Origin of the sequence: Micromonospora sp. Mcm103, from assembly GCF_024519755.1 — a bacterium.
GTDB classification, from domain to species: domain Bacteria; phylum Actinomycetota; class Actinomycetes; order Mycobacteriales; family Micromonosporaceae; genus Micromonospora; species Micromonospora aurantiaca.
In genome coordinates this window covers 1-15,545 of record NZ_JALJRJ010000007.1, presented here as the reverse complement: position 1 = coordinate 15,545, position 15,545 = coordinate 1, and the positions used below count along the sequence as shown (strand labels likewise).

The 15,545-nt window shown below is 74.2% G+C and carries 18 protein-coding genes and 1 pseudogene; 8 read left to right on the top strand and 11 right to left on the bottom strand.

The window, feature by feature from the left end; genetic code table 11:
* Positions 1–11 precede the first annotated feature (11 nt).
* From nagA to OC439_RS10960, 4 genes are all read right to left on the bottom strand, one after another.
* The gene (gene nagA / locus OC439_RS10975; protein WP_262013307.1) at positions 12–1,121 is read right to left on the bottom strand and encodes an N-acetylglucosamine-6-phosphate deacetylase; all 1,110 of its coding nucleotides are present in this window, start codon (positions 1,119–1,121) and stop codon (positions 12–14) included.
* Positions 1,118–2,050 (bottom strand): ROK family protein, encoded by a 933-nt coding sequence (locus tag OC439_RS10970; RefSeq protein ID WP_262013306.1) that lies wholly within the window; start codon positions 2,048–2,050, stop codon positions 1,118–1,120. The genes nagA and OC439_RS10970 overlap by 4 nt, the downstream gene beginning before the upstream one ends.
* Positions 2,051–2,202: 152 nt before the next feature.
* Positions 2,203–2,517, bottom strand: a complete 315-nt coding sequence (locus tag OC439_RS10965; RefSeq protein WP_262013305.1) for a hypothetical protein — start codon at positions 2,515–2,517, stop codon at positions 2,203–2,205.
* Complete coding sequence (locus OC439_RS10960; protein WP_262013304.1) at positions 2,514–3,443, bottom strand: SIS domain-containing protein; 930 nt, start codon at positions 3,441–3,443, stop codon at positions 2,514–2,516. Before OC439_RS10960 ends, OC439_RS10965 begins: the two co-directional genes overlap by 4 nt.
* 199 nt (positions 3,444–3,642) lie before the next feature.
* On the opposite strand from OC439_RS10960, the gene OC439_RS10955 reads away from it, so the two are divergent.
* The 4 genes from OC439_RS10955 (at position 3,643) to OC439_RS10940 (ending at position 7,155) form a co-directional block, all read left to right on the top strand.
* The gene (locus OC439_RS10955) at positions 3,643–4,428 is read left to right on the top strand and encodes a DeoR/GlpR family DNA-binding transcription regulator (protein ID WP_013288879.1); all 786 of its coding nucleotides are present in this window, start codon (positions 3,643–3,645) and stop codon (positions 4,426–4,428) included.
* A 96-nt stretch (positions 4,429–4,524) separates the two neighbouring features.
* Entirely contained in the window at positions 4,525–5,523 is a 999-nt protein-coding gene (locus OC439_RS10950) for an ATP-binding cassette domain-containing protein (RefSeq protein ID WP_262013303.1), read from the top strand.
* The gene (locus OC439_RS10945; RefSeq protein ID WP_262013302.1) at positions 5,520–6,533 is read left to right on the top strand and encodes an ABC transporter permease subunit; all 1,014 of its coding nucleotides are present in this window, start codon (positions 5,520–5,522) and stop codon (positions 6,531–6,533) included. Before OC439_RS10950 ends, OC439_RS10945 begins: the two co-directional genes overlap by 4 nt.
* A gap of 136 nt (positions 6,534–6,669) precedes the next feature.
* Complete coding sequence (locus tag OC439_RS10940; RefSeq protein WP_262013301.1) at positions 6,670–7,155, top strand: DUF3263 domain-containing protein; 486 nt, start codon at positions 6,670–6,672, stop codon at positions 7,153–7,155.
* Positions 7,156–7,161: 6 nt separating this feature from the next.
* On the opposite strand, the gene OC439_RS10935 is transcribed toward OC439_RS10940, so the two are convergent.
* Positions 7,162–7,374, bottom strand: coding sequence for a hypothetical protein (locus tag OC439_RS10935; protein ID WP_013288875.1), 213 nt, complete (start codon positions 7,372–7,374; stop codon positions 7,162–7,164).
* Between the two features lie 152 nt (positions 7,375–7,526).
* Here OC439_RS10935 and OC439_RS10930 point away from each other — a divergent pair, with 152 nt between their 5' ends.
* The 4 genes from OC439_RS10930 to OC439_RS10915 all read left to right on the top strand — a co-directional run bounded on the left by OC439_RS10930 (position 7,527) and on the right by OC439_RS10915 (position 10,729).
* Positions 7,527–8,429 (top strand): hypothetical protein, encoded by a 903-nt coding sequence (locus OC439_RS10930; RefSeq protein ID WP_262013300.1) that lies wholly within the window; start codon positions 7,527–7,529, stop codon positions 8,427–8,429.
* 150 nt (positions 8,430–8,579) lie between these two features.
* Positions 8,580–9,089, top strand: a complete 510-nt coding sequence (locus OC439_RS10925; RefSeq protein WP_262013299.1) for a GNAT family N-acetyltransferase — start codon at positions 8,580–8,582, stop codon at positions 9,087–9,089.
* 149 nt (positions 9,090–9,238) lie between these two features.
* Complete coding sequence (locus OC439_RS10920) at positions 9,239–9,694, top strand: hypothetical protein (protein ID WP_262013298.1); 456 nt, start codon at positions 9,239–9,241, stop codon at positions 9,692–9,694.
* Between the two features lie 3 nt (positions 9,695–9,697).
* A complete protein-coding gene (locus tag OC439_RS10915) occupies positions 9,698–10,729 on the top strand; it encodes an SRPBCC family protein (protein ID WP_262013297.1) in 1,032 nt (343 codons plus the stop codon).
* A 4-nt stretch (positions 10,730–10,733) separates the two neighbouring features.
* Here the strand turns inward: OC439_RS10915 and OC439_RS10910 are convergent, their stop codons facing one another.
* The 6 genes and pseudogenes from OC439_RS10910 to OC439_RS10885 all read right to left on the bottom strand — a co-directional run.
* Positions 10,734–12,974 (bottom strand): AAA family ATPase, encoded by a 2,241-nt coding sequence (locus tag OC439_RS10910; RefSeq protein WP_262013296.1) that lies wholly within the window; start codon positions 12,972–12,974, stop codon positions 10,734–10,736.
* Between the two features lie 36 nt (positions 12,975–13,010).
* Positions 13,011–13,505: a hypothetical protein gene (locus OC439_RS10905; protein WP_262013295.1), complete on the bottom strand. Its 495-nt coding sequence runs from the start codon at positions 13,503–13,505 to the stop codon at positions 13,011–13,013.
* Between the two features lie 45 nt (positions 13,506–13,550).
* Positions 13,551–14,312 (bottom strand): GTP-binding protein, encoded by a 762-nt coding sequence (locus OC439_RS10900; protein ID WP_262013294.1) that lies wholly within the window; start codon positions 14,310–14,312, stop codon positions 13,551–13,553.
* On the bottom strand, positions 14,290–14,739 hold the full coding sequence (locus OC439_RS10895) for a DUF742 domain-containing protein (RefSeq protein WP_018787957.1): 450 nt from the start codon (positions 14,737–14,739) through the stop codon (positions 14,290–14,292). The genes OC439_RS10900 and OC439_RS10895 overlap by 23 nt, the downstream gene beginning before the upstream one ends.
* Positions 14,736–15,200 (bottom strand): roadblock/LC7 domain-containing protein, encoded by a 465-nt coding sequence (locus OC439_RS10890; protein ID WP_013288866.1) that lies wholly within the window; start codon positions 15,198–15,200, stop codon positions 14,736–14,738. Before OC439_RS10890 ends, OC439_RS10895 begins: the two co-directional genes overlap by 4 nt.
* Positions 15,197–15,545: pseudogene (locus tag OC439_RS10885) on the bottom strand (histidine kinase); the annotation flags it as partial. The pseudogene OC439_RS10885 and the gene OC439_RS10890, both read right to left, overlap by 4 nt.

The following is a 15,545-nucleotide window of genomic DNA, read 5'->3' as shown; positions in this document are numbered from 1 at the left end:
GCCCGGGCGGATCACTCCACCCAGTCGCCGCCGCGCATCACCCGTACCACGTTCAGGTCGTCGTCCAGCACCACCAGGTCGGCGCGCAGCCCGGTGCGCAGCGCGCCCACCCGGTCGCCCAGGCCGATCGCGCGGGCCGGGGTGGTGGCGACCATCCGGCAGGCGTCCGGCAGGGCCACACCCGCGCCGACCGCGTGCCGCAGCGCCGCGTCCATGGTGAGCGTGCTGCCGGCGATCGCGCCGTCGCGGCTGAGCCGGGCCACCCCGCCGGCCACGGTGACCGCCTGGCCGCCGAGCTCGTACTCGCCGTCGGGCATGCCGGCGGCGGCCATCGCGTCGGTGATCAGCGCGGCCCGCTCCGGGCCGGCCACCGAGGTGGCGAAGCCGAGCATGCCGTCGTGCAGGTGCACCCCGTCGGCCACCAGCTCGCACACCACGTTCGGGGCCTCCAGCAGCGCCACCACCGGGCCGGGCTCACGGTGGTGCACCGGGCGCATCCCGTTGAACAGGTGGGTACCGACCGTCGCGCCCGCCGCCACCGCCGCCCGGGTCTGCTCCCAGGTGGCGTCGGTGTGCCCGACCGCCGCGACCACGCCGTGCGACACCAGCAGCTCGATCGCCTTGGTGGCGCCGTCCCGCTCGGGAGCGATGGTGACCATGCGCACGGCACCGCCGCCCAGCTCGATCAGCTCGCTCAGCTCGGCGGTGGACGGGTCGCGCAGGAACTCCGGGTTCTGCGCGCCGCAGCGGTCCGCGGACAGGTACGGGCCCTCGAAGTGGACGCCCGCGAGCACGCCGGACTCCACCAGCGGGCGGTAGGCGGCGGTGGCGTCGCGCATCAGCTCGAACGGGGAACTGACCAGGCTCGCCAGCAGCGTGGTGGTGCCGTGCCCGAGGTGGAACGCGGCGGCCTGCCGGGCCGACTCCGCGTCGCCGGTGGTGAACGTGTGCCCGCCGCCGCCGTGGGTGTGCATGTCCACGAAGCCCGGCACGATCCAGTGGCCGTCGCGCACCGACGGATACTCGGCCACGGCGGTGATCCGCCCGTCCGCGATCTCCACGCAACCCTGCCGGATGACGCCGGTCGGGGTCACCACCTTGCCGGTCACGCGCCGGGTCATCGACTCTCCTTCGCCAGGGTGTCCAGGGCCAGCAGGGCGGCGCCCAGGCAGCCGGCCTCGTCACCGAGGTCGGCCGCGACCAGGCGCGGCTCGCGGTGGAACGTCAGCCGCTCACGCAACGCCGCCCGCAGCGGGTCGAACAGCCGGGGACCGGCCTGGGCCAGCCCGCCGCCGAGCACCACTGTCGAGACATCGTAGAGCGCCTGCCCGGTGGCGAGTCCGTCGGCGAGCGCCTCGACCGCCTCCTGCCACACCTCCACGGCGAGCGGCTCACCGGCCGCCGCGCGGTCGGCCACCTGAGCGGCGGTGGTGGGCGCGCCGGACAGCTCGGCGTACCGGCGCCCGATCGCCGAGGCCGACGACACCGCCTCCAGGCAGCCGGTCCGTCCGCATCCGCAGCGCGGGCCGCCGGGGCGTACCAGGATGTGGCCGATCTCCCCGGCGGCGCCGTGCGCGCCGGTGGCGGCCGACCCGTCGACCACGTGGGCGGCGGCGATGCCGGTGCCGATCGCGACGAACAGCACGTGGCCGGCGTCCCGCCCGGCGCCGAGCCGGGCCTCGGCCAGGCCGCCCGCCCGCACGTCGTGGCCGAGCGCCGCCGGCAGTGCCAGCCGCGTGCCCGCCAGCTCCCGCAGGGGTACGTCCCGGAAGCCCACGTTCGCCGACCAGACCGCGACTCCGCGCGCCTCGTCGACCACTCCGGGTACGGCGATGCCGCAGGCCACCGGCGTACGGCCGTCGGCGCGGGCCTTGCCGGCGAGTCCTTCGGCCACGTCGAGGATCGTGCCGACCACCGCCTCCGGGCCGCGCTGCGCGCCGGTGGCGTGCCGTTCGGTGTGCACAGTCGTGCCGTCCGGCCGGACCAGGGCGCACTTCATCCCGGTGCCTCCCACGTCCAGCGCGACGACGACCTCGTCGCCTGCGCTCATGCCATGGGCTCGCTTCGCTCGCTCATGCCATGGGCTCGCTTCGCTCGCTCATGCCATGGGCTCGCTTCGCTCGCTCATGCCATGGGCTCGCTTCGCTCGCTCATGCCATGGGCTCGCTTCGCTCGCTCATGCCATGGGCTCGCTTCGCTCGCTCATGCCATGGGCTCGCTTCGCTCGCTCATGCTGTGCCGGCTGGGCATGCGCTCACGGCCCTCGCTGCGCTCGGTGCGTTCGCTCATGCTGTGCCGGCTGGGCATGCGCTCACGGCCCTCGCTGCGCTCGGTGCGTTCGCTCATGCTGTGCCGGCTGGGCATGCGCTCACGGCCCTCGCTGCGCTCGGTGCGTTCGGTCATGCTGTGCCGGTTGGGCATGCGCTCACGGCCCTCGCTGCGCTCGGTGCGTTCGGTCATGCTGTGCCGGTTGGGCATGCGCTCACGGCCCTCGCTTCGCTCGGTGCGTTCGCTCATGCCAGGACCACGGACCGAGTCAGGTGACGCGGCGCGTCCGGGTCGAGACCGCGGCTGGTGGCGAGCGCGACCGCGAAGCGCTGGGCCAGGATCAGGTCGGCCATCGGGTCTACCGGGTTGCGGCCGGCCGACCAGCTCGTCAGCACCGTGCGCCAGCCGTGGGTGCGGCTGTGCACGAACGCGGCGCCGGTCGCGGCCACGTCCTCGGACAGGCCGTCCGGGATCTCGCCGAGCGCCCAGACCAGCCGGCCGGGCGCGGCGACCGAGATCGGGCCGTGCCGGTAGTCCATCGCCGGGTACGCCTCGGCCCAGAACGTGGCCGCCTCGCGGCACTTCAGCGCGGCCTCCTGGGCCAGCCCGACGGTCCAGCCGCGGCCGAGGAAGGTGACCTGCTCGATGCCGGCCGGGTCGATCGGCAGCGGGGCGCGTACGGCGACCTCGGCGTCGGCGGCCAGCCGCCCGAGGTCCTCGCCGAGGTGGGCGCGCAGCAGCGCGAGCGCGGTGGTGGCGAAGCGGGTCTGCACCACCGACCGCTCGTCGGCGAAGGGCAGCGCGACTGTGGCGTCGGCGAGCGTGACGGCGGCCGAGTCCGGGTCGCCGACCAGGACCGTGGTGGGGATCCGCCCGCGCAGCGCGGTGAGCAGGTCGAGCACCTCGGTGGTGGTGCCGGAGCGGGTGATCGCGATGAGCCGGTCGTAGTGGCGGCCGGCCGGGAACTCGCTGGCCTGGAAGGCGTCGGTCTCGCCCTGGCCGGCGGCCTCGCGCAGCCCGGCGTACGCCATCGCCATGAACCACGACGTGCCGCAACCGACCACGGCGACCCGCTCGCCGGGACGCGGCAGGTGCTCGGCGACGGTCGGGGCGAGTCGCGCCGCCTCCCGCCAGCAGTCGGGCTGGCTCGCGATCTCCGCGTGCACGTACGCCATGACAACTCCTCCCCAGGGGAGACCTTGCGCAATACGGCGCGATACGGTCGCCTTTCGCGCGTCATTCTGCGCGAAAGCTGGTGGTCGTGGCAACCGTCTCCCCGTTCGCGCAGCGCAGGGTTTTGCGCGGACCCAGTTTCGCGCACTAGTGTGCACGCAACCGATCACCGTTCACGCACAGTCTGGGGAGGGCCCCGCGGTGGACCGCTACGCGCGCTGGAACGCGCTGCTGGAGATGCTGACCGACAGCGGCCGGGTCAGCGTCGAGGAGGCGGCCGGGCGGCTCGACGTCTCCCAGGCCACCATCCGGCGCGACTTCGACCAGCTCGCCCAGCAGCAGATGATCACCCGTACCCGGGGTGGCGCGGTCGCCAACGGTGTCTCCTACGACCTGCCGCTGCGCTACAAGACCGCGAAGCACTCGGCCGAGAAGCAGCGGATCGGCACCGCCGCTGCGGCGCTCGTGTCGCCGGGCACCGTGGTCGGTCTCAACGGCGGCACCACGAGCACCGAGGTGGCGCGGGCGCTGGCGGTCCGCCCTGATCTCAACACCAGCGCCGAGGGTGCCCAGCTCACAGTGGTCACGAACGCCCTGAACATCGCCAACGAGCTGCTGGTGCGCTCGCGGATGAAGGTGGTGGTGGCCGGCGGCGTGGTCCGGCCGAAGTCGTTCGAGCTGGTCGGCCCGCTGGGCGGGGCGCTGCTGCGCGAGGTCACGCTGGACGTGGCGCTGCTCGGCGTGGACGCGATCGACCCGCAGCTCGGCGCCGCCGCGCACCACGAGGGCGAGGCGGCCATGAACAGCCTCATGGTGGCCCGGGCCAAGCGGGTCGTCGTGATAGCCGACTCGTCGAAGCTCGGTGGGCACGCGTTCGCCCGGATCTGCCCGGTGGACCGGGTCGAGACGCTGGTGACCGACTCCGGCGCGTCGCCGGACGTCGTGGCGGCGTTCCGCGAGGCGGGCGTCCACGTCGTCTGCGCCTGACCTCTCCCGACACACCGACACTGCATACCGGGTATTGCCTTCCGGTGCATACCGCGTATGGTGTCGCTGACGCCTACTTATCGGGGGAGGTCAGCTGTGTCGGCTGTCCTGGAGATCGAAGGTCTCCGCAAGACGTACCGGAGCCGGAAACGCGGGGTCCGCCACGCGCTCGACGGCTTCGACATGCGAGTCGAGGCCGGCCAGGTGCACGGCTTCCTCGGCCCGAACGGCTCGGGCAAGACCACCACGCTGCGGACGCTGCTCGGCCTGATCAAGCCGAACGGCGGCCGGATGGCCATCCTCGGCCAGGAGTTGCCGCACGCGCTGCCGGCGGTCGCCGGGCAGGTCGGCGCCATCGTGGAGAGTCCGCAGTTCTTCCCGCACTTCACCGCGCGGGACACGCTCGGCCTGCTCGCCCAGGCCGGTGAGCTGCCCAAGCAGCGCGTGGACGAGGTGCTGGAGCTGGTCGGGCTGCGCGACCGGGCCGGCGAGCGGGTCAAGACCTACTCGCTCGGCATGAAGCAGCGCCTCGCGGTCGCCTCCGCGCTGCTCAAGAACCCCAAGCTGCTGATCCTCGACGAGCCGGCGAACGGCCTCGACCCGGGCGGCATCCGGGAGATGCGCGGGCTGATGCGGGAGCTGTCCGAGGCCGGGATGACAGTGGTGCTCTCCAGCCACATCCTGGGCGAGATCCAGCTCATCTGCGACTCGGTCACCATCATCTCGCTCGGCCGCCGGGTCGCGTTCGGGCCGGTCGACCAGGTGCTCGCGGCCCACTCCCAGGGCGCCGTGCGGGTACGCCTGGAGGCGGTCGACGACCTGCCCCAGGCCGCCGACGCGCTCACCCGGGCCGGGGTCCAGGTGGCCGCCGAGCCGGACCACCTGATGCTGTCCGGCGTGGACAAGCCGGCCACGGTCAGCCGTCTGCTCGCCGAGCAGGGCCTGTACGTCAGCGAGCTCACCCCGGTCGCTGTCGACCTGGAGAGCGTCTTCCTCGAACTGACCGCCACCGCGCCGGTCCCCGGCCAGCACCGTCAGGTCGATCAGTCCGCCAAGGTCGACCAGACCGGCACCGCAGGAGGTTGGGGCGCATGAGCCTGTTCGTCACCGAGCTGCGCCGGCTCGGCAAGCGCCGGGTGACCCGGCTGATGCTCGTGCTGCTGGTGCTCGGCCTGGCCACCGTCGCGACCGCGTTCAGCTTCTCCAGCGAGAAGCTCTCGCCCGCCGCCGTGGCCGAGGCCGAGGCCAAGGCGAACAACGACTACCAGTCCGCGATGACGGACTGGAAGCGCACCGTCGCGGAGTGCGAGGCGGCCCAGGCGCGCGGCGAGAAGACCGAGGAACGGTACGGCCCGAACTGCGGCAAGGACTACCAGCCGCAGCCCGACATGTTCGAGGCGAAGTGGTACCTGCCGTACCAGTTCGACTTCCGGGCCGAGTTCCCCCTGTTCATCGCCGTGTTCGCCGCCTCCGTGGCACTGTTCGGCTTCATCGTCGGCGCCTCCTTCGTGGGCGCCGAGTGGAACACCGGCGGAATGATGAACCTGTTGCTCTGGCGGCCGAAACGGCTGACCGTGCTGGGCACGAAGCTGGCCGCCCTGCTCGCCACCGTCTTCGGCCTGACCGTGGTGCTCGGCGCGCTCTGGACGGCGGCGTTCTGGCTGATCGCCAGCCAGCGCGGCAGCACCGCGAAGATGACCGCCGGAGTGTGGCAGTCGATCGGGCTGGACGGGTTGCGGGCGCTGGGGATGACGCTGCTCGTGGCGGCGGTCGGGTTCGCGCTGGCCTCGCTCGGCCGGCACACGGCGATGGCGCTCGGCGCGGCGGTGGGCATCTTCGCGGTGAGCGAGATCGGCATCCGGATCGCGGTGGCGGTGCTCGGCGCCCAGTTCGGTGACCGGTACGTGCTGTCCACGTACGCCCAGTCGTGGTTCCTGAAGCAGGCGGAGCTGTTCGACTACGACACCTGCCAGTTCTCCCAGGGCGCCTGCGAGCCGGCGACGTACGTGGTCACCTGGCAGCAGTCGGCGGTGGTGTTCGGCGTGGCGCTGGTGGGCGCGGTCGTGGCCGCGTTCTGGACGATGCGGCGGCGGGACATCGCCTGACCTGGTCCGCGCCGCCGGCTCCCCCCGGCGGTGCGGACCCCGCGTCCGATGCGGCCGGGGGCGGCCCTGGTTACGCTGGGGCTCCCCCGGCCGGCGCGCTCCGCGTGCCGGTCACCCGCCGTCGGAGAGGAGCGCCATGTCCGCCGACGCCTCGCAGCGGGCCGCCGTCGACCGGTCCGGCCCGGCAGCGGGTACGCGCCACGCGGGCGGGACCGTTCCGCCGCCGCGCACCGCTCCGCCCGTCGAGTCCACCGCGCCCTCGGAGCCGTCGGAGTCCGCTCGGCCCGCCGAGCCCGCCGCCGGGCCCGCCTCGCCGCCCGTCGAGTCCGCCGCGCCGGTCGAGCAGGCCGGTCCGGATGCCGCAGATGCGGCCGGTGCGGGCACGACGCCCGTCGGCCTCACCGAGCGGGAGCAGCGGATCCTCGCCTTCGAGGCGCAGTGGTGGAAGCACGCCGGCGCCAAGGAGCAGGCCATCCGGGACACCTTCGGGCTCTCCGCGACCCGCTACTACCAGCTCCTCAACGTGCTGCTCGACCACCCGGCCGCGCTCGCCGCCGAGCCGATGCTGATCGGCCGGCTACGCCGGCTGCGGTCGTCGCGCGCCCGCAACCGGCGTCGCTGACCGGCGTCACTTCTCGTACGTGCGCAGCCCGTTGCCGATGGCGAAGAACGTCGGCGCCCATTCGCCGATGAAGATGCCCCAGCGGTCCGCCCGCGCCACCCCGGCGCGCTCCATGTGCTTGGAGAGGAACCAGCTGGTGACCGAGAGGCCGATGCTGACGAATCCGGCGAGGTAGGCGTGCTCCGCCCGGATGCCGCCCTCGTGCAACCGCTCCAACATCTCGTACCCCCTGTCACCGGGACCGACCCGGTCGCATCCGACGCTACCGAAGGTTGGGGGAAGATGACGCACGGTTACCGCGATCGGGGTCGGCGGCGGATGACCCGGCGCGGTCCGGGTAGGCGGCCGGCGACGACGAACGGAGGCCGACGATGGGGGCACCAGACCGCAGGTACGCGATCGGCAGCAGTCCGGCCCGCCCGGCCGCGCAGGCGCCGGTGATGCGGGTGCGTTCCGCCTCCGACCCGGCCCCCGGCCGGCCGGAGAACGAGGACGTGGCCTTCCGCTTCGGCCCGCTCGTCGGCGTCCTCGACGGGGCCACGGTGCCCGAGGGCTTCGACACCGGCTGCGCGCACGGCCCCGCCTGGTACGTCCGCCACCTGGCCGCCCGGATCGGCCTGGCGGTCGCGGCCCGTCCCGCAGCCACGCTGATGAGCAGCCTCGCGGCGGCGATCCTCGCGGTACGGGCCGACCACGGCGGGACGTGCGACCTCGACCATCCCGGCACCCCGTCGTCCACCGTCTGCCTGCTCCGGGCCGGCGGCGACCGAGTCGACTACCTGGTGCTCTGCGACAGCCCGCTGGTGCTCGACACCGACCGCGGGATCGAGGTGGTCACCGACGACCGGCTCGCGGACGCGGTGGCGGACCTGCGTCGCAGCGCCGCCGCGCTGCCCGACGGCGAGACCGACCCGGCGACCCGGTTCCGGCGCGCGACGACCGTGCAGCGCACCCGGATGAACCGCACCCACGGCTACTGGGCGGCGGCGAGTGACCCGGACGCGGCGTACCACTCGCTGACCGGGACGCTTCCGCTGCGCGGTCCGGGTGCGCTGCGGCGGGCCGCGCTGCTCAGCGACGGCGCCTCCTGCGCTGTCGACCAGTTCGGCCTGTTCGACTGGGCCGGGCTGCTGGAGGTGCTGACGGTGGAGGGCCCGGACGGGCTGATCGACCGGGTCCGGGTGGCCGAGCGGGACCAGCCGGACCGGCTACGGCGACGCAAGCGCACCGATGACGCGTCGGCGGTGCTCTGCGAGTTCGACAATCGGCCGTGACCACGCTCACGTCGGAACGACCGGTCGGATGACAACGCAGCGTGAGGCGGGAACACCCCGGGGGTACGACCGGACGAGGCGGTCGGCCATAGCGGCAATCCCTCCCCAAAGGGGTGGACGACCCGGACCACGCGCGGCAGACTGCGCGACGTGACGGGTGCTGTACGGCTGGAGCCGGTGGACGAACGGAACCTGGAACCGTTGCTCTCCGTAGCGGCGGCTGAGGCGGAACCGGAGGACGTCATGCCTCCGGTGGACGCCCCGGCGGGCTGGTCGCTGGCCCGCCGTGACGCGTTCCGCGAGTTCCACCGCGCCAACCTCGGCGGGCTGAACGGCCCGACCGGCACCGCCATGTACGCGATCGTCTCCGGCGGTGAGGTCGTCGGCATGGTGCGGATGACCCGCCGGGACGAGCCGGGAACCGTGGAGACCGGCATGTGGCTCGGCCGGTCGGCGCGGGGCCGGGGCCTCGGTGCCGCCGCGCTGCGGCAGTTGCTGCACGCCGCCGCAGCGGCCGGGATGCACACGGTGGTCGCGGACACCACGCCGGACAACGCGGGCGCGATCTCGGTGTTGCGCAGATGCGGCGCGGAACTGCGTACGGAGGACGGCAGACTGCACGCCCGGATGTCCCTGGACTCGGCCCTGCCGATCCGCTGACCCGTTTCGTTCCCCGATCACGTTTCTCCTGCTCAGAGCTGCCTCGCCGGGCGGTTTCGTGCTCGCACGGAAGTGTTTTGCCGAGGGGGTGACGGGTACTGCCCGCGTCTCCGGGACCCGACCTCCCCGGGGAGCGCGGAGGAGAGCGGATGAAGAGCGGATCACGGGTGGCGTTCGCCGTCGGGTTCGGCTACCTGCTGGGTCGCCGGAAGAAGATGCGTACCGCGTTGACGCTCGCGGCGGCGGTCGCCGCCGGGCGGGCCAGCCGACGCCCGGGTGGCCTGAAGCAGCTCGGCGCGGACCTGATGGCCGCGAACCCGCAGCTGCGCAACCTCGGCGGGCTGGCGCCGCCGCTGGTGGCTGCGGGCCGGGCGGCCGCGACCGCCGCCGCCGGCAACGGCATCGACGCGATCGGCGGGCGACTGCGGGAGGGCGCCGGCGCGTTGCGCCGCAGGACCGGCGCGGGCCGGCCGGACGGCGAGCAGTCCGGGCCGAACAAGGACCGTTCCGGGCCGGGCGCCGAACGTTCCGCGCCGGACGAGGAGCAGGAGCTGGACGACCAGCCCGCCGCGCCGGTGCCGGCCCGAGCCGATCGGGGGCGGTGAGCCGTGGCGACGGGCAGCCTGGCCGACCGGGCCCGCGACCAGATCGGCGGCGAGCTGCACAATCTCGCCACCGCCCTCGGCGAGCGGGCCGTGCAGGTGGTCACCGACCGGATCACCGACGCCACCGGACGCCTGAGCGAGTACGCGAAGCGGGGCGGCGACCCGGGCCTGGTCGCCGCCGCCACCGGCGCGCAACGGCTCGCCGAGGGCGCCTCGCCGGTGACTGCCATGTTCCGGGCCGGCCTGGCCGGCGGTAAGGAGAAGCTGATGGCGGCGTTCGGTCGCAGGCGCGGCCGGGACGGCGGCCAGAAGCTCAAGGTCACGAACATCGTCGAGACCGTCGAGGTCGGCGTGCCGGTCCGGGTCGCCTACAACCGGTGGACGACGTTCGGCGACTTCCCGAGCTTCATGAAGAAGGTCGAGCAGGCCGACTGCGACGCCGACGAGAAGATGACCTGGAAGGCGCAGGTGCTCTGGTCGCACCGGAGCTGGGAGTCGACGATCGTCCGGCAGATCCCGGACCGGCTCGTCCACTGGCGGTCGACGGGCGAGAAGGGCTCGGTCGACGGCACCGTCAGCTTCCACGAGGTCGGCCCGGAGCTGACCCGGATCCTGGTCGTGCTGGAGTACCACCCGCAGGGCTTCTTCGAGCACACCGGCAACCTGTGGCGGGCCCAGGGCCGACGGGTCCGGCTGGAGCTGAAGCACTTCGTCCGGCACGTGATGACCCGGACCGTGCTCGACCCGGACGCGGTCGAGGGCTGGCGCGGCGAGATCGAGGACTCCCAGGTGGTCAAGGACCACGAGACCGCGCTGCGGGAGGAGCGGGGAGACGCCGGGCCGGCGGACGACGAGTACGCCGCCTACGACGAGGGCAACGACTTCGACGACGACGAGTACGCCGGCGAGCCGGTCCTGACCGAGCCGGAGCGTGCCCGCAGCCGGACGGCTCGCGGGCAGCGCGAACCCGAGCGCCGCCGCCGTGTAACGGAGCGCCCCCGCCGCCCCGCCGCCCGCCGCCGCGACGAGCGCTGACCGGTCAGGACCGGCCGGCGGCGTACGACTCCAGCTGCGCGAGCTGCACCGGGTCCAGGGACGGGCGGACCCGGTTCCGGGCCGCCTCGACGTGCGCGGCGGTCACCGTGCTCGCCTCCAGCGACTCCCGCATGGCTGCCAGCGCCGCCTCCCGGACCAGCGCGGTGCAGTCGGCGGCGGAGAAGCCGTCCAGCTCGGCGCCGAGCGCGTCGAGGTCCACGTCCGGCGCGAGCGGGACGTCCCGGGCCGAGGCGCGGAGGATCTCCGTGCGGGCCGGACCGTCCGGCGGCGGCACGTAGACCAGCCGTTCCAGCCGGCCGGGACGCAGCAGCGCCGGGTCGACCAGCTCGGGGCGGTTCGTCGCGCCGACCACCACCACGTTGCGCAGCGCCTCCACCCCGTCCAGTTCGGTCAGCAGCGCCGCCACCACCCGGTCGGTCGTACCGCCGTCGGTGGCCTGCCCGCGTACCGGGGCCAGCGCGTCCACCTCGTCCAGGAACACCAGCGTGGGCGCGGCCTGGCGGGCGCGGCGGAACAGCTCCCGGACCGCCCGCTCGCTCTCACCCACCCACTTCGACAGCAGCTCCGCGCCCTTCACCGACAGCACGTTCGCCCGCCCGGACCCGGCCAGCGCGGTCACCAGGTAGGTCTTGCCGCAGCCGGGTGGACCGTAGAGCAGCACCCCGCGGGGCGGCGTCACGCCCAGCCGGGCGAACGTGTCCGGGTAGGTGAGCGGCCACAGCACCGACTCGGTGAGCGTCTGCTTGACCTCGTGCAGCCCGCCCACGTCGTCCAGCGTCACCGACGCCAGCTCCAGCGTGGACGCGGACATCGTGGTCGGCCGGACCACCTCCAGCGCTGCGGTGAAGTCGGCCATCGCCACCGTCGGCGTCTCCGCCGCCTTCTGGCGCCGCGCCGCGCGTACCCCTGCTTCGCGGACCAGCGCCGCCAGGTCCGCCGCGACGAAACCGGGGGTACGGGCGGCCACCTCGTCCAGCCGGACGTCACCGGCGAGCGGCACCTCACGGGTCAGCACCGTCAACTGTTCCCGGCGCAGCGCCGCGTCGGGCAGCGGCACGGTGATCCGCAGCGCGAGCAGGTCCGGGCCGCGCAGTGCCGGATCGACCGCCTCGGGGCGTCCGCTGGTGCACACCACTGCGGTACCGGCCCGCAGCGTCTCGGCCACCACCTGGCGGAACACGGTGGCCAGCGGGCCCGGCTCGTCGGCCGGGGCGATCGACTCCACGTCGGTGACCAGCAGCACGGCGGGGCCACCGGCGCGTACCGCCGAGGCCGCCTCGCGCAGCCGGCGGGCCGCCGCGTCGTTGCTGAGCGCTGCCAGTTCCGGCGCCCAGAGCGGCCGTACGCCCGCGCCGACCTTGGCGGCGACGGCACGCACCAGCGCGGACTTGCCCGAACCGGCCGGGCCCTCCACCAGCACGCCGAGCGAGACGGTGGTGCCGAGCCGGCCCAGCACCTCACGGTGGTGGAAGCCCAGGTCCAGCAGTTCGGTCAGCTCCTCGGCCTGGGCGCGCAGGCCGGGCAGTTCGTCCACGTCGGGCGCGTCCTCCGGGCCGAGCAGGTCCCCGTCGGGTTCCGTCCCGGGCGGCGTGGCGGGGGCGGAGACGCGCGCGGTGGAGGCGGAGGACGCCGGGCCGGAGCCGCGGGTGGCGGGACCGTGTTCCCAGCCCACCACCGTGTCCATGGTGACGAGCGCGCCGACCGCCGGTTCGGCCGACACGACGGTGAGCAGCGTGCTCGTCCAGGCGTACCCGACGGAACTGGCGAGACTGCGCCGCGCGGCCTCGATCAGGCCGCGCACGGCGGCGTCCGGCAGCACGTCCTGCGGCAGCAGCGAGACGTCGTCCCCGGCGGTGACCACCTTGCCGAGCAGCGCGAGCCGCAGCATCTCCGGCGGGACAGCGGCGACCACAGCGGCCGGGCCGGACACTGTGAGCCGGCGTGCCGGGGCCGCCGGCAGCGGGCTCACCGTGACCTGGCCGCCGGCCCGCAGGCCGAGGTTGCCCAGCAGCAGGTCGTCGGCGTGCAGGAGGGCGCCGCTGGTGCTCGGCTCGGCGGCGGCAGCGATGCCGGCGGTGACCCGGCGGCCGGTCAGGCGGACCGGGTCGCCGGGGCGCAGCGCCAGCGCGGTGAGCACCTCGGGATGCAGGCGCACCACGCCGCGGCGGGCGTCGAGCGCGGCCGGCCGCAGCGTCGCGGTCAGGGTCAGGTCGGGTTCGGCCACCCGCCGACAGTAGCCGCCCCGATCATCGGTTGCCGGTCAGCGCGGTCCCGGATCGTCCAGCAGCGAGGGGTCGCGCCGGATCATCTCGGCCAGCCGGGCCGCCGGGTCGGACTCCAGCGGGTCGTGGCCGGGCGCCGGCACCGTCTTCACCGACATGGGCCACGCCGGCGGCGGCGCGGGCGGCGCCGCCGGCCCCACCGTCACCGCCGTCCCGGACCAGGAGACCCGCAGCGGGTACGCCTGCTCGCCCAGTTCCACCCGCAGCGTCACGGCCAGCCCCGGGTGCTCGGCCACCACCCGGCGGACCGCCTCGGCGACCTCCTCGACCGGGTCACGCCGCACCGGGGCCTCGCCACCGCGCAGCCGGTACGCGCCGTGCCCCGCCCGCCCGTCGCCCGGCTCGTCCGCCGCCTCCGCGGGTACGTCCCGCTCGGGCGTCCCGGCCGGTTCGCCGGGCATCGGTGCCCGGCGGCGCAGCGCCTCCTCGCGCCGTGCCATCCGGGCCAGTGTCTCGTCCAGATCACCTCTCATGGCGTCCACCCCTTCGCCAGACAACGGATCGAAACGACTGCCGGTTCAGCCTGCCCGGGATCGGGTGGCCCGGTCCAGCGCGCGGTCCAGGACGACGAGCAGGGCGTCCCGCACCGAGAGGCGGTCCCGCGCGTCGAACTGCACCAGCGGCACGTGCTCACCGATCGCCAGCGCCCAGCGGATCGACGGCAGGTCCAGGGCCAGCCGGCCGTCGAAGGCGTTGACGCCCACCGCGAACGGCAGCCCGGACCGCTCGAAGAAGTCGATCGCCGGGTAGCAGTCGTCGAGCCGGGCGCTGTCCACCACCACGAGCGCGCCGAGCGCGCCCCGGGCCAGGTCGTCCCACATGAACCCGAAGCGCGCCTGTCCGGGCGTACCGAAGAGGTAGAGCTTCAGGCTGCGGTCGATGGTCACGCAGCCGAAGTCCATGGCCACGGTGGTGGTGGTCTTGCCGGCGACCCCGCCCGGGTCGTCGATGCCGATGCCGGCGGTGGTCATCTCCGCCTCGGTGGTCAGCGGAGCGATCTCGGAGATCGCACCGACGGTGGTGGTCTTGCCGACCCCGAACCCGCCGGCGATGAGGATCTTGACCGGGATCGGCGGCCGGGGCGCCGGCACCCGGCTGACGATCGGGGCCGGTTCGGCCGGCGGCACACCCGGCGGCAGGTACGGCAGCGGCGGCGTGGGCGGGGGCGGCGTGGCCCGGCCGATCAGCGGCGCCGGGCCGCCGTAGCGGCTCGGGGCGCTGTTCGCGGCCGGCCCGCCCGTGGCGGCCACCGGCCATTCAGGAGATCGCACGAAGTCCATCAATCACTCGCAGGATGATGTCGGGATCGAGGGCGTCGTCGACGTCCGCGACGTGCACGTCGAGATGGCCGGCGGCCCGGAGGTCGCCGACCAGCACCCGGGTCACCCCGAAGTGCATCCGGGTCCGGGCGGAGATCTCGGCCACCGAGACGGGCTCGGCGCAGATCGCGACGATCGCCGCCAGCTCCGGGGCCAACCGGGCGGTCACCGCCCACGAGGTGCTGCCCGGACGAGCGGTGACCTGGGTCTCCAGGCCGATCGCCGGGTCACCGTCCACCCGTCCGGAGGTCAGCACGAAGGGGCGTGGGCCGGTCGGCTCCCCGTCGCCCGCGTCCGGCTCCGGCACCGGAGCGGACGCGTTCAGGAAGGGGCGGATCCGGACGCCGGGCTCCGGCTCCGGGTCCGCGCCGGCGGCCCCTGGGATCATTGCTGTACGGCGTTCTTCAGCTCGGCGATCAGACGCGGACTCAGAGCGCCGCCGGCGCGTCCGGCGAACAGCGTCATCTCGTACGCCACGGTGCCCAGGTTCGCGGTGCGGTCGGCGACGACGCCGAGGACCGAGCCGCTGCTGATCGCGCTGATCAGCAGGTATCCCTCGGCCATGTCGACGATCACCCGGTTGAGCGCGCCGAGCGCGTACCAGCTCGCGGCGCCCCCGGCGAGGCTGGTCATGCCGGAGACCACGGCGGCGAGCCGTTCCGCGTTGGACCTGTCCTTGATCGCGGACATGGCCATCAGCAGCCCGTCCGAGGAGACCGCGATCGCCTCCATCACCCCGGCGGTGCTGGAGGTGAACGAGTCGAGCAGCCAGTTGAAGGTGCGTGCCTCGGGACTGAGGTCGCCGGTGGTGCTCTGTTCGACGTTCTCGTGGAGGAAGGGGCTGGTCACCGTGATGGGTCCTCTTCGTAGCGGCGGTCGGTACTGACTTCGCGCAGAGCACGGGCGACGCCCGCCTCGAATTCGCTGATCCGGTTGCGGACCTCGACGGGATCGCCGGGGTCGGAACTGGTGGGGGGCGCGGACTGTGCCGGGGAGACGGACAGGTTCGCGCCGGGCACCCGGCGGCTGAGCCGGGGCCGTTCCGTCGCCGGGGGCGTGGGATCGACCGCGCCCTCGGCCCGCCGTACCCCGTCCTGGAACGCCTCGACCAGGGCCCGGACGCTCGACGGATCCGCCGGGACGCCGATCAGTGGACCGCCGGTGGCCGGTCCGGCCGGTCCGGCGGGCAGATCG